Raw genomic sequence first — 17,619 nt, forward strand, 5'->3', positions numbered from 1 at the left:
CGGTTGACACCTGCCCCCAACTTTCTCCCAGCCCCCAGCGCCGGCCTCCCCTGGGGGCTCCGCCCCCAGCCCCCCGTTCGTGCCTGAAGGGCTGAACGTGCCCGCATCGGCCGGCACCGAGGCACGCGGGGTCGCCCACAGGGGTGCGGGGCTGTGGCGTGCGCGTGGCTCCGCCGCGGTGGGCGCGGGGCCGAGGGGGCGCCGGGTCACCTACAGGGGCGCGGGGAACCGCGCGGCGGGCCCGGCGGTCCGCGGACGAAGGCGGGTTTCCAGGGGTGCGGGGCCGGGGGGCCCGGGGGCCCGGGGCTGAGGGGGCCCGGGGTATCCCGGGGGCGAGGGGGGTCGGGGCGTCGTACGCTGGGAGACCCCGGCCCGTACGACGTGTCGGGCGGTTCGCGTTGCCCACTCCCCGGGATGGAAGCCCTTCATGAGCCTGCACGGTCTGCTGAACGCCGTCGTACGAGACCCCGCGCTCGCCGAAGCGGTGAAGGCCGCCACCGACGGCCACCGGATGCACGTCGACCTGGTCGGCCCCCCGGCCGCCCGGCCCTTCGCGATCGCCGCCCTCGCCCGTGAGGCCGGCCGCCCCGTGCTCGCGGTGACCGCCACCGGCCGCGAGGCCGAGGACCTGGCCGCCGCCCTGCGCGCGATGCTGCCCGCCGAGGAGATCGCCGAGTACCCGTCCTGGGAGACGCTGCCGCACGAGCGCCTCTCGCCGCGCAGCGACACCGTGGGCCGCCGCCTCGCCGTGCTGCGCCGCCTGACCCACCCCAGCAAGGACGACCCGTCGGCCGGGCCGGTCAGCATCGTCGTCGCGCCGATCCGTTCCGTACTCCAGCCGCAGGTCAAGGGGCTCGGGGAGCTCGTCCCCGTGGCGCTGCGCACCGGGCAGAGCGCGGACCTCGGCGAGGTCGTCGAGGGGCTCGCCGCCGCCGCGTACGCCCGGGTCGAACTCGTGGAGAAGCGCGGGGAGTTCGCTGTCCGCGGTGGCATCCTGGACGTGTTCCCGCCGACCGAGGAACACCCGCTGCGCGTCGAGTTCTGGGGCGACGACGTCGAGGAGATCCGCTACTTCAAGGTCGCCGACCAGCGCTCCCTCGAAGTCGCCGAGCACGGCCTGTGGGCGCCGCCCTGCCGCGAGCTGCTGCTCACCGACGACGTGCGCACCCGCGCCGCCGCCCTAGCCGAGCAGCACCCCGAGCTCGGCGAGCTGCTCGGGAAGATCGCCGAGGGCATCGCGGTGGAGGGCATGGAGTCCCTCGCCCCCGTCCTCGTCGACGAGATGGAACTGCTCATCGACGTGCTGCCCAAGGGGTCGATGGCCGTGGTCTGCGACCCCGAGCGGGTGCGGACCAGGGCCGCGGACCTGGTCGCCACCAGCCAGGAGTTCCTCCAGGCGTCCTGGGCGGCCAGCGCGGACGGAGGCCGGGCGCCCATCGACGTGGACGCCGCCTCGCTGTGGGGCATCGCCGACGTCCGCGACCGGGCCCGCGAGCTCGGCATGATGTGGTGGTCGGTGTCCCCGTTCGCCGCCGACGAGGCCGATTTCGACGACGAGACCCTCAAGCTCGGCATGCACGCGCCCGAGACGTACCGGGGCGACACCCAGCGCGCGCTCGCCGACACCAAGCAGTGGCTCGCCGACGGCTGGCGCGCCGTGTACGTGACGGCGGGGCACGGCCCGGCCTCGCGCACCGTCGAGGTGCTCGGCGGCGAGGGCATCGCGGCCCGGCTCGACGCGGAACTGGACGAGCTGGTCCCCTCCGTCGTCCATGTGACGTGCGGCGCCATCGACTTCGGTTTCATCGACCCCGCGCTCAAGCTGGCCGTCCTGACCGAGACCGACCTCACCGGCCAGCGCTCCGCCACCAAGGACCTCGGCCGGATGCCGGCCCGCCGCCGCAAGACCATCGACCCGCTCACCCTGGAGGTGGGCGACTACATCGTGCACGAGCAGCACGGCGTGGGCCGCTACATCGAGATGGTGCAGCGCACCGTGCAGAACGCGACCCGCGAGTACCTGCTCGTCGAGTACGCGCCCGCCAAGCGCGGCCAGCCCGGCGACCGGCTCTACATCCCCACCGACCAGCTGGAGCAGGTCACCAAGTACGTCGGCGGCGAGGCCCCGACGCTGCACCGGCTCGGCGGCGCCGACTGGACCAAGACCAAGGCGCGCGCGAAGAAGGCCGTCAAGGAGATCGCCGCCGACCTGATCCGGCTGTACAGCGCGCGCATGGCCGCGCCCGGCCACGCCTTCGGCGCCGACACCCCCTGGCAGCGCGAGCTGGAGGACGCGTTCCCGTACGCGGAGACCCCCGACCAGTTGTCCACGATCGCCGAGGTCAAGGAGGACATGGAGAAGACGGTCCCGATGGACCGGCTGATCTGCGGCGACGTCGGCTACGGCAAGACCGAGATCGCGGTGCGCGCCGCGTTCAAGGCCGTCCAGGACGGCAAGCAGGTCGCCGTCCTCGTGCCCACCACGCTCCTGGTCCAGCAGCACTTCGGCACCTTCACCGAGCGGTACGCCCAATTCCCGGTCAACGTGAGGGCGTTGAGCCGGTTCCAGACCGACACCGAGGCGAAGGCGACCCTTGAGGGCCTCAAGGACGGCTCGGTCGACCTCGTCATCGGCACGCACCGCCTGTTCTCCTCCGAGACCAAGTTCAAGGACCTGGGCCTGGTCATCGTGGACGAGGAGCAGCGCTTCGGCGTCGAGCACAAGGAGCAGCTGAAGAAGCTCCGTGCCAACGTGGACGTGCTGACGATGTCCGCGACGCCCATCCCCCGTACGCTCGAAATGGCCGTGACCGGCATCCGCGAGATGTCGACGATCACCACCCCGCCGGAGGAGCGCCACCCGGTTCTCACCTTCGTCGGGCCGTACGAGGAGAAGCAGATCGGCGCGGCCGTCCGGCGTGAACTGCTGCGCGAGGGCCAGGTCTTCTACATCCACAACCGGGTCGAGTCCATCGACCGGGCGGCTGCCCGGCTGCGCGAGATCGTGCCGGAGGCGCGCATCCAGATCGCGCACGGTCAGATGGGCGAGAGCCAGCTGGAACAGGTCGTGGTCGACTTCTGGGAGAAGAAGTTCGACGTGCTGGTCTCGACGACGATCGTCGAGTCCGGCATCGACATCTCCAACGCGAACACCCTCATCGTCGAGCGCGGCGACAACTTCGGCCTCTCCCAGCTGCACCAGCTGCGCGGCCGGGTCGGCCGCGGCCGCGACCGCGGCTACGCCTACTTCCTGTACCCGCCGGAGAAGCCGCTGACGGAGACCGCGCACGAGCGGCTCGCCACCATCGCCCAGCACACCGAGATGGGCGCGGGCATGTACGTGGCGATGAAGGACCTGGAGATCCGCGGCGCGGGCAACCTGCTCGGCGGCGAGCAGTCCGGGCACATCGCGGGTGTCGGCTTCGACCTGTACGTGCGCATGGTCGGCGAGGCCGTCGCCGACTACCGGGCGCAGATGGAGGGCGGCGAGCTGGAGGAGGCGCCGCTGGAGGTCAAGATCGAGCTGCCGGTCGACGCGCACGTCCCGCACGACTACGCGCCGGGCGAGCGGCTGCGGCTCCAGGCCTATCGGGCGATCGCCTCGGCCAACTCCGAGGAGGACGTCAAGGCGGTCCGCGAGGAGCTCACCGACCGGTACGGCAAGCTGCCCGAGCCGGTCGAGAACCTGCTTCTGGTGGCCGGTCTGCGCATGCTGGCCCGCGCCTGCGGAGTCGGTGAGATCGTGCTCCAGGGTCCCAACATCCGTTTCGCACCGGTGGAGTTGAGGGAGTCGCAGGAGCTGCGCCTCAAGCGGCTCTACCCCCGTACGGTCATCAAGGCGCCGGCCCGGCAGATCCTGGTGCCGCGCCCGACCGCCGGAAAGATCGGCGGCAAGCCGGTCGTCGGCCGCGAACTGCTCGCCTGGACCGGCGAGTTCCTCACCACGATCCTGGGGTCCTGAGCGGTAGGCGTACGGGCTGAGGGCGGGCGGCGCCGACGGGCGCCGCCCGCCCTGTGCGTGTCCGGCGCGTGCGGCGCGTCCGGTGCTCCGGCGCCTGCCGGCGGGGGCCCGCGCCCGGGCCCGTGCGCCGGTCGAGCCGGGGCGATCAAGGGCGGAGGGCTGTCCCTTTCGGGACCGTTGACCCGGGGCGGGCCGGGTAGGAGTACCTACGATTGCGAGGTTCCGCCAACTGCTGCCAGGACGGCCCGCCTTGATGCGTATGTACCGAATTGCCCTGCCCGTGACCGCGCTCACGGCCTCCCTCGTCCTCACCGGCTGCGGGGGTGACGCGGGCACCGGCAAGAGCGGTGCCCCAGGCCCCAAGGGGGCGGCGGGTTCCGCGCTCGCCGCGGTGGACACGCTCCCCGTCAAGGGGCGCGCACCGAAGACCGGCTACACCCGGGACCAGTTCGGCAAGGGCTGGACCGACACCGACCACAACGGCTGCCAGACCCGCGAGGACATACTCAAGCGGGACCTGAAGGACGTGAAGCTCAAGGACAAGTGCGACGTATCGTCGGGGACGCTGGTGCACGACCCGTACACCGGGGAGTCCATCACGTTCAAGCGCGGCGCCAGCAAGATCGACATCGATCATGTGGTGGCGCTCTCGGACGCCTGGCAGAAGGGCGCCCAGCAGTGGGACAAGCAGAAGCGGGCGGCGTTCGCCAACGACCCGCTCAACCTGATCGCCGTCGACGCGAGCGCCAACCGCCGCAAGAGCGACGGCGATGCGGCGACCTGGCTGCCCCCGTACAAGGCGTACCGCTGCACGTATGTGGCGGACCAGGTGGCGGTGAAGAAGAAGTACGGGGTGTGGCTGACGGATGCGGAGAAGTCCGCGATGAAGTCGGTCCTTGACGGGTGCCGGGACCAGCAGCTTCCGGCGGGGTGAGCCGGCCCGGGGGCGCCCGATTGCGCGTTCCCCGCGCCCCCGGGGTGCGGTCGGCCGCCCGCCGGGGGTGGCTGGTCGCGCGGTTCCCCGCGCCCCTGCGGTGGGCGGTTTCCCGGGCCCCTGCGGTGGGGGGTGGTTCAGCCCTCAACACCCCCGGAGGGCCTGGGGAAGGGGCGGGGCGGGGGCTGGACCCCCCGCGGGGCGACGCGCCGCCGCACCCGCCCCCACACCCCCACCCCCGTAAGGGCAACGAGGGCCGCCCCGCCCACCAGCGTGCCCGAACGCAGGCCCGGCGGGCGGAAGCCGCAGTCCACCGAGCGGGCTCCGGAAGCGGGCAGGCGGACCGCGACCAGTCCCAGATGATCCGCCGCCGGGGTCGCGGCCGCCCCGTTCACCCCGCACGACCACCCCGCGATACGGGGCATCGCGAACACCGCCGTCCCCGACGCTCCGGAGGGCAGCTCCGCGTGAACGGCGCTGTCGGAGACGGTGACCCGGGTCGCACCCGTGGCCCGGAGGCCGTTCACCGCCCGCGCGAGGGCGGCCCGGTCCAGGCAGCCCAGCTCCGTGTCGCGGTCCGCGGGGGACAGGACGATCCGGGAGGCCCGGCCCGGCCCCGCCGAGGGGCCGAAGGGGATCAGCGGCGCCCGCCGGCTGGGCGCGCCGCCCCGCATCTCGACCACGGGCCCGTCGCCGAGGCGAGCCGTGCCGAAGTGCTGGGGCGCCCAGAGGAATATGTCGGTCCCGGCGGGACACCCCTGCGTGAGGGTGCGGGTCGTGTAGACCCGGGCGCCCAGCAGCAGCTCCTGGTTGCGGAAGGGGTTGGTGCCGTACGCCGGTTCCGGCCCGGCCGGCCGCAGCGTGACGAACGGCGGAGTCGCACCGGCCCGGAGCAGCTCGGGCGGACCGCCCTTCTGGGCGACCCGCACCCGCGCCCCCACGGAGAAGATCGCGTCGGTCACCGGATTGTCGAGGCTCTGGAGCGCCCGCCCCCGCGAGGTCCACCCGCCGCCGAGCGCGGTCATCGTACGGTTCAGGACCTCCGGGGTGAGGCTGGAGTAGTACGCCCCGCCCTCGCCTCCGAGCAGCAGCGGATCGTTGTTGGTGATCTGGCGCTGGCCGGGGTCGGTGCGGTAGGCGGGCCAGCCGGAGGCGGACGCCTCCAGGGCGGCCCGCGCCGTGTGTTCGTCGCCCCAGGCGGGATAGCCGTCCATGCGGGCGGCGCGCTGCTGGTCCCCGTACGCCACCGTCACCCCGGCCTGCGCGATCTGTGTCCCGGCGATCAGGGCGAGCGCGAGAAGGCTGAGTCCGCGCCGGCCCCGCCGCACCAGGAGCAGGCCGCCGACGACCGCGGCCAGACCGAGCGCGAGCAGCGGATACGTCCACGCCGAGACCAGCTCGCTGAAGGCCGCGCCGAGGGCGATGAGCGCGAGCACACCGCCCCCGCCGAGCAGTGCGCGGCGCCCGGGGATCCCGTACGAGAGGCAGACCCAGGCGGCGATGACGAGGATGCCGCACAGGACGAACGTCTGGCGGTAGGGGCTGCCGTTGGGCGTGACGAAGGCGTGCCAGGCCAGATGGGTCGGCTTCCACTGGAAGGAGAGCGCGACGGCGAGGGCGAGCCCGCTCCACGCGTACCGCTCGCGGCGCGGGACCGCGCGGTGGAAGCCGAGGGCGCACGCGAGCAGCAGCGCGCCGGTGCCGAGGAAGACGGCGGGGGAGGAGAAGGAGTACGTGCCGGGCAGGGTGCGGGCCAGGTAGTCCGGCCAGGACACCGGCGCGAACTCCCGCACCCAGCCCGGATGCGCGTGCTTGGTGCCGAGGTAGACGGTGAACAGGACGGGCGCCGAGAGCCCGATGCCGATCGCGACCGAGCGGCCCGCGACGAGTACCGCCCGCACCCGCCCGCGCGCGTCCGCGTCGCGGTCCACGAAGAGCAGGAGGAGCAGGACGAGTCCGGCCCCGATCGTCGCCATGTACGCGGTGTAGAAGTTGGCGATCCAGGCGAGCGCCACGACCAGCGGGCCGAGCACCGGCCGCGTTCCCGCCTTGGCCCAGTGGCCGACCAGGCACAGCAGCGGGAAGGCGATCAGGCCGTCCAGCCACATCGGGTTGTAGATCGACTCCAGTACCGACCAGCCGCACAGCGCGTACGAGGCGCCGAGCACCCCGGCCACCCAGCGGTGCCGGACGGCCGGGCGCAGGGCGAGCAGCAGCACCGTCATCGCGACGGCCGCGGCGACCATCTTCAGGACGGTGATCACATACAGCGCGAGGTCGATCCGGTCGCGCGGGAAGAGCCCGACGAGCGGGGCGAACGGACTGCTGAGGTACGTGCCGAGGTCGGGCAGGAACGAAGTCCCGTAACCGGACTGCCAGTTGAGGAGCAGCCCGCCCTCGGCCCGGCCGTGCAGCAGGTCCCACAGGTGCTCGTGGAAGGGGACGAACTGGTTGCCCAGGTCGTTGATGCTGCGGGTGTGCCGCTGGAGCGGGCCGAGCGGGATCACCCCGGCGACCGCGTCCGCGCCGCACACCGAGAGCAGGGTGATCAGTGCGGAGAGGGCGGCGGCCCGGGCGCGGGGACGGCGGGCGGCCGGGGCGCGTACCGGGGCCACCGGTGGGGCGGGGGCGGCTTCGAGGGTCGGCATCGAGGTCCTTTGCTGTGCGCTGCCGTCGAATATGCCGGACCCGCCGGGGCAACACAGGGGGCCCGCACGTCAGTTCACGCAATGGACGGCGCGGCTTCACCCGGCTTCACCCCCGCGACCGATGCGGGTCGCGAATCGTTGGTCGAATCAGTGGCCCCGGCCACGCCGACTGCCTAACATCGATCACCGCAAGGTCTTAGCAAGGTTCGTCGCCACGCCGCACGTATCTGCTCCGCCGGGAGGCTCCTTTGCACCGCCGCCGTCGTACCGCGCTCTCCGTCTCCGCCGCCCTGCTCGCCGCGGGCCCACTGCTCGCGGCCTGCGGCAGTACGGCCCATCCGGGGGCCGCGGCCGTCGTCGGGGGACAGCGGATCGAGGTCTCCGCGCTCCAGGCCGAGGTCAAGGACGTACGGACGGCCCAGCGGAACTCCCCGCAGTCCGCCCAGCTGATCAAGGACTCCGGTCAGCTCGGCAAGGTGAAGCTCAGCAACATGATCTTCGACCGGGTCCTCGCGCGCGCCGCCGAGCAGGCCGGGGTGAGTGTGACTCCCAAGGACGTCCAGGACGCGCGGGCCGCGATGGTCCAGCAGGCCGGCGGGGAGGCCCAGCTGCGCGAGCAGGCCCTCACCAACGGCGGGCTCGCCCCGGACCAGATCGACACCTACGTCCAGCGGCAGGTCACCGAGCAGAAGCTGGCCGGTGCGATCGGCGCGCGTACGCAGCAGGATCTGCTGCCCGTCCTGGTCAAGGCGTCCAAGGACCTGGGCGTGGATGTGAACCCGCGTTACGGCAGCTGGAACGCGAGCCAGATCCAGCTCGCCGACTACCAGGCGCCCTGGCTCGCCAAGCCCAAGCAGCCCGCGCCCGCGCCCGCGCCGGGTGCGCCCTCACAGGGCGCGCCCGAGGACCAGCAGGTCGACCCGGGGGACTCCGCGTCCACGGGCTGAGCGGGACGGCTGCGGGGCTCCGGGGGGACTCGGCGCCGGCCGGCTGGGGCGCCGGGTAGGTTCGTGGGGTGACTGCTGTTGAAGAGCCCGGCCTGCCCGACCTGCCCGGCCGCATCGTTCTGCTCACCGCGAGCCACCGGGTGGCCCCCGGCCTCCTGTCCTGGCCCGCGTGGGAGACGCTGCGCGCCGCCCACCTCGTGCTGTGCCCCGACCCCGGGCACCCGCAACTGCCGTACCTGCGCGAGGCCGGCGTGCCGGTGGAGATCTCGGCGCCGGACGCGCAGGAACTGGTCGAGGCCTGCGCGGGCGGGCGCACCGTGGTCGTGCTGCCCTCCGGCGAGGGCGACAGCCGCCTGACCGACGGCCTCGCCCGGCTCGCCGGGTCCGGCCGGGTCCGGATGCCGGACCTGGAGCTGCTGCCCGGCTCCTACGATCTGCCGGGCGCGCGCCTGCTCGACCTCGTCCAGGTCATGGACCGGATCCGGCGTGAATGCCCCTGGTCCTCGCAGCAGACCCACAAGGGCCTCGCGAAGTACGCCCTTGAGGAGGCGTACGAGCTCGTCGAGGCGGTGGAGGAGGGGGACCGGGACGAGCTTCGCGAGGAGCTCGGCGATGTGCTCCTCCAGGTCGTCTTCCATGCGCGGATCGCGGAGGAGGACGGGGAGGAGCCGTTCTCCATCGACGATGTCGCGGGCGGGATCGTGGAGAAGCTGATCCACCGGCATCCGCATGTGTTCGGCTCGGAGCGGGCGGACACTCCGGAGGAGGTCAAGGAGCACTGGCTGCGGATGAAGGCGGTCGAGAAGCAGCGGGCGTCCGTCACGGACGGTGTGCCGCTCGGCCAGCCGGCCCTGGCCCTCGCGGCCAAGCTGGCCTCCCGTGCCCGCACGGCCGGCCTGTCCGTGCCGCTCCCCTCCGGGGAGGGGGTCGGCTATCGGCTGCTCGCGCTGGCCGTGGCGGCGGAGGAATCCGGGGTTGACCCCGAGGCGGCCCTGCGGGCTGCTGCGCGGGCGTACCGGGTCGCGATCCGCGCGGCGGAGTAGCCCGGGGGGTTTGCCCACCCGCCCGCCCGTGCGGCGGGTTGCATCGGCTGAGCCCTGGGGCTGCGCCCCAGACCCCTGCGGGGGCTCCGCCCCCTGCACCCCCGTTCGCGCCTGAAGGGCGCTCGTCCTCAAACGCCGGACGGGCTGAAATACCTGGTGCTGGCCAGCACCAGCCCTGCCAGGGGCGCGGGGAACTGCGCGAGAAGCGCCCACGGTCCGCGGCCGAAATGGGGGTTGGGGGCGCGGGGAACTGCGCGAACAGTCGGCTCGGCCCGCAGCCGAAAGGGCGGCCTTTGGGGGGCCGGGGGCAGCGCCCCCGGACGTCCCGCTACGCCCCGCACCGCCAGGGCAAACTCACTGGACGCCCCCTCAACCCCATATGGCACACTGCCCCCACACCGCAGGGGAGCGGTCAGGGGGGCAACACCGCACGGTTCAGGCAGCACGCCGCTACCAGCGACGCGCGCCGTACCTGTGCGTGGACTGTGCGCAGGCCGTGCGTCCGACACACCCGACCCGACCATGCGGCACAGGGCAACCGCCCTTCGGGAGGGGAAAACAGCATGAAGAAGAGACGCGGCCTCAGACGGTCCGGACACGTCGCCGCGGTGAGCACGGCAAGTGTCGCCCTGCTCACCGCACTTGTGGGGTCCGGGGGCGCGGCCGCCGCCGACACGCCGCCGTCGGCACCCGCACCGTCGCACCACACCGCGTCGCCCGGCTGGGCACTGGCCGCGGGCGACGGCTCCGCCGCGGACAAGCTCAAGTCGGTGTCCTCGGTGGACGCCGACCACGCCTGGGCGACCGGCTGGAAGAGCGACCCGGACGGCATGGGCGGCCTGCTCCTGCGCTGGGACGGCACGACCTGGTCACCGATCACGGATCCGGCACTGCCGAAGGTGATGGAGTGGTCGGGCGTCAGCGCGGCATCCGCCGACGACGTGTGGGCCTACGGGATGACCGGCACCGAGCAGTTCCTCGTCCATTACGACGGTGAGAAGTGGACGGCCGTGCCCGCCGCGGGCGCCCTCGACCGGTCCTGGCCCGAGGTGCCGATCAAGGCGGTCCCCGGCAGGCTCTTCAAGGGCGGCGACGCCCTCTACACCTACAGTGGCGGCACCTGGGGGACCTTCGCGCTGCCCGACGGCGTGGACGTCCAGGGCATCGACGCCCTGTCCGCGAACGACGCCTACGCGACGGGCATGCAGTTCCCCAAGCACGGCGGCCACCCGGTGACGTACCACTGGGACGGCACGGCCTGGACGCTCATGCCGCAGCTGTCCGCGCCCGACGACACCAACATGGCCCACATCGCGGTGGAGTCCGCCACGAGCGTGTACGTGGCCGGCTGGGGGCAGTCCTCGGCGGAGCCGGTCCACAATCGGGTCGAGCACTGGGACGGGTCCGCCTGGCACGACGTCACGGGTGAGTTCGCCGGGTTCGTCGTGAACGCCATCCGGCCGGACGGGCACGGCGGCCTGTGGGCGGTCGGCGGGGACGACGCGGCGCAGTACGCGCAACCCGTCTTCTGGCACTACGACGGAACCTCATGGACCAAGCAGGCCGGGGCCGCCGTGCCCGAACCCACCGCCGAATCCTACGAGTTGAGGGACATCGCCCCCGTCAACGGCGCCTCCGGCAGCCGTCTCCTGGCGGTTGGCGGGTACATGGTCCCGGCGAAGAACCCCTCCGACCTGGCCACGGGGCAGGGCCTGATCGAGCAGACCCAGACCTCCCTCGACCTCACGACCACGGACCTCGCCGTGTCCTCGACGGCCACCCACACCGTGCGCGTCCACGCCGAGAGCGCGGGCCGGCTCACGGTCGCGTTCCGTCCCGAGTACGGGCAGCCCGACTGGAACGCGAGCGCGGTGGACCTCAAGGTCGCGTCGGTGAGCGGCGGGCCCGCGGGGGCCTGCGGCCGCACGGCGGGGCCGGTCAACACCGCTTCTCCGGCGGTCTCGTGCACCCTGCCGGCCGGCGATCACACGATCACCTACACGCTCGCGGCCGGCGCGTACGTCGACGCCTGGCAGGTGGAGACGGACCTCCGCTTCGAGGCGTCGGACGAGGGCGCCTTCAGCCCGAAGGCGACGGGGGGCTTCGTGGTCAATAGCCCGTACCCCGTTCCCACCGGAACCCGTTTCCTCGGACGTGACGCGCAGGGGACGCTGTGGCGCTACGACGGCACGGGGAACGCGGCGGCGCCCTACCGCGGCCGCGTGGCCGTCGGCGGCGGATGGCAGGGGTACACCGCGCTCACCGCGCTGTCGGGCCTGACCGTGCACGGCTCGGGTGACGTGGTCGCCCGCGATGCCGCCGGAGTGCTCTGGTACTACCGCGGCGGTGGCGACGCCGTCCCGTTCACGGCTCCCGTGAAGGTCGGGGCCGGCTGGAACACCTACGACTCGCTGGTGGGCGCGGGCGACCTGACCGGTGACGGCCGGGCCGATCTGCTGGCCCGCGACACCTCGGGCGTCCTGTGGCTGTACCAGGGCACCACGAGCACCACGGCTCCCTTCGCCCCCCGGGTGAAGGTCGGCCCCGGGTGGCAGGCGTACGACTCCCTCGCGGGCAAGGGCGACCTGACCGGCGACGGCCGCGCCGACCTGCTGGCGCGCGATGCCTCGGGCGCCCTGTGGCTGTACGAGGGCACGGGCAAGGCCTCGGCCCCGTACGCGCCGCGCGCCAAGGTCGGGACCAACTGGTCCCTCTACAACGCGCTCCTCGTCCCCGGCGACCTGACCGGCGACGGCCGGGCCGACATCCTCGGCCGCGACGCGGCGGGCGCGCTGTGGCTGTACGCGGGTACGGGCCAGGCCGCGGCTCCCTATGCCCCGCGCACCAAGGTGGGTTCGGACTGGTCCCTCTACAACGGCCTTTTCTGACAGCCCAGTTGACCGTGTGGCCCCGCCGGCCCCGCCCCTGTTGCCCTTGCCCGGGCGCCGGGGCGGGGCCTTACCCTTATGCGCGAATATTCTCGAATCAAGCCGGACAGAACACCGGCGTCGGTCTCATCCTGGTCGTCATCGGCCCGGCGAAAGGGGAACGACGATGGCTCGGCGGCTTCGCTTCATCGGTACCAACTCCGGCAACAACGGATGCCCGACCCTGTATGAGGACCTGGATACTGGGGAGGTCCTGGTCCAGGGGGATGCGGTGGCTGATCCCGACGACGTGGCCCAACTACGAAACGTCAAGCCGGGGGAAGCCTTCGTCACGGTGCCGCGCGTGCTGCTGGCGGACTTCGCTCCGAGGGAGGTGGACAGAGTGCCCGTGATGATCGGCTTCGACGAGTTCGACGGCATGTTCCGCACCTTCGAGCACACGGCCTGGCGCCTTGAGAGCCGCCGCCGGTACCAGTCGGACGAAGAGACCGAGACCTACCGCCGGTTCGCCTGTGGTGAGGAGGCCGGATGGGACCTGGACGACCCGTGGTGCGTCTCCCGGCGCGAACAGTCAGCCCTTGGCAAGCGGTTCGAGCGCGTACGCGTCATGGACAACCCTCCGACGTCGGGCCAGCGATACCTGCTCGACAACGCCCGCCGCAACAGCGCGGTGGGGGAGGACATCCGCAGCCTGTGGAGGAGCGACGCGGATCGGTTGAAACTCCCGGACGAGGACTTCTGGCTCTTCGATTCACGCGTGATCGCGCGGCTCCACTTCGATGACGCCGACCGGATGACCGGCGTCGAGCTGGTCACGAACCCGGTGGAGGTCGTCCGCGCCTGCCAGATCCGTGACGCCGCCTGGCACCACGCCGTACCCTACGACGTGTTCGCGGGTCAGGTGCCGGCCGTCGAGTGACCACCGATTTTCAGCAGGCGAGACTTGCCCTCGGTGCGCGGCTGCGTGAGCTGCGCACCGAGGGCGGTCTGACCGGTAGGGAGTTGGCGCGGGAGCTGGGGTGGCCGCAGTCCAAAGTCAGCAAGCTGGAGACCGGCCGCCAGACCGCGACAGCCGATGATCTTCAGGCATGGGCGCTGGGGACGGGTCGGCCGGCGGCAGCCGAGGAGTTGACCGTCAGGCTCCGGACCCTGGAGTCCCGGTCTCGCTCCTGGCGACGACAACTCACTGCCGGGCACACGCCGGTTCAGGACGCACTCACGGCCGAGTACGAACGCTCCACGGTGCTCCGGGCCTGGGAGGGTTCCATGGTCGTCGGAATGCTTCAGACGGCCGAGTACGCCCGTCACGTGTTCTCGCGGTACATGGACCTCCACCGGTCGGTGCGTGACGTGGAGGAAGCCGTTCGGGCCCGCGTGAAGCGCCAGGAGATGTTGTACCTGCCTGGTAAGACGTTCCACATCGTCATGTGGGAAGCCGCCCTGTGCGCCCTGGTCTGCCCGCCCGCAGTGCTGGCCGCGCAACTCGACCGGCTCAGCGGCGTCATCGGACTGGACTCCGTCACCTTGGGAATCGTCCCGCTGGGCGCTCCGCTCAAGCTCCCGCCGGCTAACGGCTTCTGGCTGTACGACGATCGACTCGCCATCGCGGAGGACTGGCACGCGGAGCTGTGGCTGAACGACACCGAGACCATCAATGTGTACCGGCGGGCCTGGCAGTCGCTCTCCGACTCGGCTGTCTACGGGGCCGAAGCCCACCGCGTCATCATGCGCGCGAGGCGGGCAGTGGGCAGCTTCTGAGAATCGGCCGGAAGCACGTTGCCCACCTTGCGAATCGCCGCGAATCAGCGCCCGTACGGCATGCCCGTGATCCCTATCGTCGGTAAGACAGTGCGCTGGCGGGGAGCAGATCCGCAGAGCCCAGCACGATCGAGGGGAAGGCAGAGCCATGCCGCAGGAGGAACAAACGCAGGGGCGGAACACCCACTACAAGGTGGACGCATCCGGCAAGCTCGGGGAGGTGGTCGGCACCGGTCCGGGGAGCGTCTGCCTCCGGCCGCCCGGCGGCGGCCGGGAGTGGACCGTCCCGCCGGACGCCCTGCGGGACCCGACCCCGAGCGAGCTGAGCCGGGCGATCATGCTCTCCACGCCCGTGGTGACACGCTGATGTGGGCCAACGCGCCGTTCACCCCGCGACCGCTCCCGGACGGCCCCCTTCCATCGCCGAAATGGCTGGCCCGTACCGCCGGTGAAGCCCGTGATCCGTTGCCTCAACACGCCGCCAGGGAAACAGAATTGACCCGCCACCCCCTCCTCCAGGCCGCGCTGGCGCGCATCGCCGAATGCCCCGACGGCCGCGGTGCCGGTTTCAGCTCCGACTGTGTGGCCCTGGACTGCGGCTGGTCGCACGGCATCACCGCGGAACGCGAAGGGGTCCACAGGGCTCTGGAGGATCACGCCCTCGACACCGGCCACGTCATCTTCCACACCGTGGTGGCCACCCTCAACGCCGTGGACGTCGTCGGGGTCCGGGAGCGGCGCCGGACGACGCAGCGTTCCGCCGGCCGGAGCCCCGCGTGAAGCGGGAGCCGGGGGAGGGGCCGGACGGCCTCCAGCCGCGCGCCCCCTCTATAGAGGGGCCCGGATACTGTCGGACCCATGCACGACCAGCCGCCCACCCCCCACGCCCCCGGCACCCCCGCCGCCCCCGAACTCTTCACCTGGGAGTTCGCCACCGACCCGTACCCCGCCTACGCCTGGCTCCGCGAGCACGCGCCCGTGCACCGGACCCGGCTGCCCAGCGGGGTCGAGGCGTGGCTCGTGACGCGGTACGGGGACGCCAGGCAGGCGCTCGCCGACCAGCGGCTCTCCAAGAACCCGGCCCATCACGACGAGCCCGCCCACGCCAAGGGCAAGACGGGCATCCCGGGTGAGCGCAAGGCCGAGCTGATGACGCATCTGCTCAACATCGATCCCCCGGACCACACCCGGCTGCGCCGCCTCGTGTCGAAGGCGTTCACGCCCCGTACGGTCGCCCAATTCGCGCCCCGCGTACAGGAGTTGACCGACCAGCTCATCGATGCGTTCGCGGCCAAGGGTGAGGCCGACCTCATTCACGACTTCGCTTTCCCGCTGCCCATCTACGCCATCTGCGATCTGCTCGGCGTCCCGCGCGAGGACCAGGACGACTTCCGGGACTGGGCGGGCATGATTATCCGGCACGGCGGCGGCCCCCGCGGGGGCGTCGCGCGCTCGGTGAAGAAGATGCGCAACTACCTCGCCGAGCTCATCCACAAGAAGCGCGAGAACCCGGGCGACGACCTCATCTCGCGGCTCATCGAGGCCAGCGACCACGGCGAGCACCTGACGGAGAACGAGGCCGCCGCGATGGCCTTCATCCTGCTCTTCGCCGGGTTCGAGACGACCGTCAATCTGATCGGCAACGGGGTCTATGCCCTCTTGCGCAATCCGGAGCAGCGCGAGCGGCTCCAGGCTTCGCTCGACGCGGGGGAGACCGGTCTGCTCGAAACCGGTGTCGAGGAGCTCCTCCGGTACGACGGGCCCGTGGAGATGGCCACCTGGCGGTTCGCCACCGAACCGCTGACGCTCGGCGGGCAGGACATCGCCGCCGGCGACCCCGTGCTCGTCGTGCTCGCCGCCGCCGACCGCGACCCCGAGCGCTTCGACGGGCCGGACACGCTCGATCTCGGCCGCCGTGACAACCAGCACCTCGGGTACGGGCACGGCATCCACTACTGCCTCGGTGCGCCGCTCGCCCGGCTCGAAGGGCAGACCGCGCTCGCGACCCTGCTGCGGCGCCTTCCTGACCTGCGCCTCGCGGTGGAACCTGGCGATGTGCGCTGGCGGGGCGGGCTCATCATGCGGGGACTGCGCACCCTGCCGGTCGAGTTCACGCCGCCGCGGTAAAGGGGCGTACCCAGGCATTGACTGACGGAACGTCAGGACTGTGACTTTTATGTGATCTCCAGTGCATCGACTTGTGACGGACGTTCGAGTACGGCTACGTTCACCGTTCATTCGGCTCAGCAGTCACACGGAAGGTCTTTCGCATGCGCTCCGGGAATGGACGGCATCGTCGACCCCGCCAGGCACCCGCCCTCGTCGTCGCGGCAGGAGTGACCGGATCGGCCATCGCGCTTCCGCTGCTCGCCGCGACCGGTGCGAACGCCGCGGACGCGAACACCTGGAACCAGGTCGCCGCCTGCGAGTCCGGCGGGATGTGGAGTGCCGACTTCGGCAACGGCCTGTACGGCGGGCTCCAGTTCTCCCAGGCCACCTGGGAGGCGTACGGCGGCAACGAGTACGCCCAGCGTGCCGACCTCGCCAGCCGCGCCCAGCAGATAGCCGTGGCCGAGAAGGTGCTGGCGGCCAAGGGGCCCCAGGCGTTCGCGAACTGCGGCAGCGGCGCGGGGCTCACCACGGGCGGCGGTTCGGCGGACGTGGACCCGGGTGTGCCCGACACGTCCGACAACACCCCCGCCCCCGTCCCGAGCGCTCCGGCGACCAAGACGCCCGGCGCCGACGCGAAGGCGCCGGGCACCCCGGCCACGGGCACGCCCGCGCCGGGCGCCACGCGGCCGGGCGGCACCGCCAAGTCCCCGGCTCCGTCCGCGTCCACCCCGGCGAGCCCGGGCAAGCACCGCGGGACGCCCGCGCCGGAGGAGAGCGCGGGCGCGACGCCGGACGCCACCGGCAAGGACGCCCCGGCGGGCACCGGCACGGACAGCCCGGCCGGGCGGACCGACCCGACGGGCCGGTCCGGCACGAGTGGTTCGAGCAATTCGGGCGACTCGTCCGATACCCGCGATTCCGGGCGGCACGCGTCCCGGGGTGACGGTGCCTCACGTGAGGTCGGCAACACCCCTGCGGCGAACGGCGGCTACACCGTCCGGCCCGGCGACAATCTCTCGGTCATCGCCGAGGCGAACAAGGTCCAGGGCGGCTGGCCCGCCCTCTACCGTGCCAACGAGCAGCTGATCGGCACCGACCCGAACCTCATCCTGCCTGGCCAGAGCCTGGAGTTGAAGGGTGCGACTGGGGCCTCGGCGACCCCGAACTCGGCACCGAAGCAGGGTTAGTTCGCGGGGCTATGTCCGTTTGGTGCAAGTGAGACATGGGTCTCTTCGCCCCAACTGGTGTGTCCCGTCTGCCCGGTCCGTCCGCCCCGCCCCTCACCTGCGGAAACATCCCTTCTGTGCCGGCAAGTAGGGGGGATTTCT

Annotated in this window: 12 protein-coding genes; 11 read left to right on the plus strand and 1 reads right to left on the minus strand. The window is 72.2% G+C overall.

The window, feature by feature from the left end:
• The first annotated feature begins 427 nt into the window (after positions 1 to 427).
• Positions 428 to 3,961, plus strand: coding sequence for a transcription-repair coupling factor (gene mfd / locus ACFYNP_RS28240; protein WP_388420499.1), 3,534 nt, complete (start codon positions 428 to 430; stop codon positions 3,959 to 3,961).
• A gap of 253 nt (positions 3,962 to 4,214) precedes the next feature.
• On the plus strand, positions 4,215 to 4,895 hold the full coding sequence (locus ACFYNP_RS28245; protein ID WP_388789229.1) for an HNH endonuclease family protein: 681 nt from the start codon (positions 4,215 to 4,217) through the stop codon (positions 4,893 to 4,895).
• 137 nt (positions 4,896 to 5,032) lie between these two features.
• Here ACFYNP_RS28245 and ACFYNP_RS28250 read toward each other — a convergent pair whose 3' ends face one another.
• Positions 5,033 to 7,543: a YfhO family protein gene (locus tag ACFYNP_RS28250; RefSeq protein WP_388789231.1), complete on the minus strand. Its 2,511-nt coding sequence runs from the start codon at positions 7,541 to 7,543 to the stop codon at positions 5,033 to 5,035.
• Between the two features lie 248 nt (positions 7,544 to 7,791).
• On the opposite strand from ACFYNP_RS28250, the gene ACFYNP_RS28255 reads away from it, so the two are divergent.
• The 9 genes from ACFYNP_RS28255 to ACFYNP_RS28295 all read left to right on the plus strand — a co-directional run bounded on the left by ACFYNP_RS28255 (position 7,792) and on the right by ACFYNP_RS28295 (position 17,478).
• Positions 7,792 to 8,490, plus strand: coding sequence for a SurA N-terminal domain-containing protein (locus ACFYNP_RS28255; RefSeq protein ID WP_388789234.1), 699 nt, complete (start codon positions 7,792 to 7,794; stop codon positions 8,488 to 8,490).
• Positions 8,491 to 8,558: 68 nt separating this feature from the next.
• Complete coding sequence (locus ACFYNP_RS28260; RefSeq protein WP_388789237.1) at positions 8,559 to 9,533, plus strand: nucleoside triphosphate pyrophosphohydrolase; 975 nt, start codon at positions 8,559 to 8,561, stop codon at positions 9,531 to 9,533.
• Between the two features lie 563 nt (positions 9,534 to 10,096).
• Entirely contained in the window at positions 10,097 to 12,421 is a 2,325-nt protein-coding gene (locus ACFYNP_RS28265) for an FG-GAP-like repeat-containing protein (protein ID WP_388789240.1), read from the plus strand.
• 166 nt (positions 12,422 to 12,587) lie between these two features.
• Positions 12,588 to 13,340 carry a DUF6879 family protein gene (locus ACFYNP_RS28270; RefSeq protein ID WP_388416613.1) on the plus strand — a complete coding sequence of 251 codons (753 nt, stop codon included), beginning with the start codon at positions 12,588 to 12,590 and terminating at the stop codon, positions 13,338 to 13,340.
• Positions 13,337 to 14,179 (plus strand): helix-turn-helix domain-containing protein, encoded by an 843-nt coding sequence (locus ACFYNP_RS28275; protein ID WP_388789243.1) that lies wholly within the window; start codon positions 13,337 to 13,339, stop codon positions 14,177 to 14,179. The genes ACFYNP_RS28270 and ACFYNP_RS28275 overlap by 4 nt, the downstream gene beginning before the upstream one ends.
• Positions 14,180 to 14,327: 148 nt before the next feature.
• Positions 14,328 to 14,546: a hypothetical protein gene (locus ACFYNP_RS28280; RefSeq protein ID WP_388789246.1), complete on the plus strand. Its 219-nt coding sequence runs from the start codon at positions 14,328 to 14,330 to the stop codon at positions 14,544 to 14,546.
• A gap of 128 nt (positions 14,547 to 14,674) precedes the next feature.
• The gene (locus ACFYNP_RS28285) at positions 14,675 to 14,959 is read left to right on the plus strand and encodes a hypothetical protein (protein ID WP_388789249.1); all 285 of its coding nucleotides are present in this window, start codon (positions 14,675 to 14,677) and stop codon (positions 14,957 to 14,959) included.
• A 78-nt stretch (positions 14,960 to 15,037) separates the two neighbouring features.
• Positions 15,038 to 16,306: a cytochrome P450 gene (locus tag ACFYNP_RS28290; RefSeq protein ID WP_388789252.1), complete on the plus strand. Its 1,269-nt coding sequence runs from the start codon at positions 15,038 to 15,040 to the stop codon at positions 16,304 to 16,306.
• Positions 16,307 to 16,449: 143 nt separating this feature from the next.
• Positions 16,450 to 17,478, plus strand: a complete 1,029-nt coding sequence (locus ACFYNP_RS28295) for a transglycosylase family protein (RefSeq protein WP_388789255.1) — start codon at positions 16,450 to 16,452, stop codon at positions 17,476 to 17,478.
• The last annotated feature ends 141 nt before the right edge of the window (positions 17,479 to 17,619 follow it).

Origin of the sequence: Streptomyces sp. NPDC006691 (genome assembly GCF_042869955.1) — a bacterium.
Lineage (GTDB): Bacteria > Actinomycetota > Actinomycetes > Streptomycetales > Streptomycetaceae > Streptomyces.

Excerpts from the sequence above, each read along its gene's own strand:
- mfd (WP_388420499.1), top strand. The coding sequence starts at position 428 with ATGAGCCTGCACGGTCTGCTGAACGCCGTCGTACGAGACCCCGCGCTC.
- ACFYNP_RS28245 (WP_388789229.1), top strand. The coding sequence starts at position 4,215 with ATGCGTATGTACCGAATTGCCCTGCCCGTGACCGCGCTCACGGCCTCC.
- ACFYNP_RS28250 (WP_388789231.1), bottom strand. The coding sequence starts at position 7,543 with ATGCCGACCCTCGAAGCCGCCCCCGCCCCACCGGTGGCCCCGGTACGC.
- ACFYNP_RS28265 (WP_388789240.1), top strand. The coding sequence starts at position 10,097 with ATGAAGAAGAGACGCGGCCTCAGACGGTCCGGACACGTCGCCGCGGTG.
- ACFYNP_RS28270 (WP_388416613.1), top strand. The coding sequence starts at position 12,588 with ATGGCTCGGCGGCTTCGCTTCATCGGTACCAACTCCGGCAACAACGGA.
- ACFYNP_RS28280 (WP_388789246.1), top strand. The coding sequence starts at position 14,328 with ATGCCGCAGGAGGAACAAACGCAGGGGCGGAACACCCACTACAAGGTG.
- ACFYNP_RS28290 (WP_388789252.1), top strand. The coding sequence starts at position 15,038 with ATGCACGACCAGCCGCCCACCCCCCACGCCCCCGGCACCCCCGCCGCC.
- ACFYNP_RS28295 (WP_388789255.1), top strand. The coding sequence starts at position 16,450 with ATGCGCTCCGGGAATGGACGGCATCGTCGACCCCGCCAGGCACCCGCC.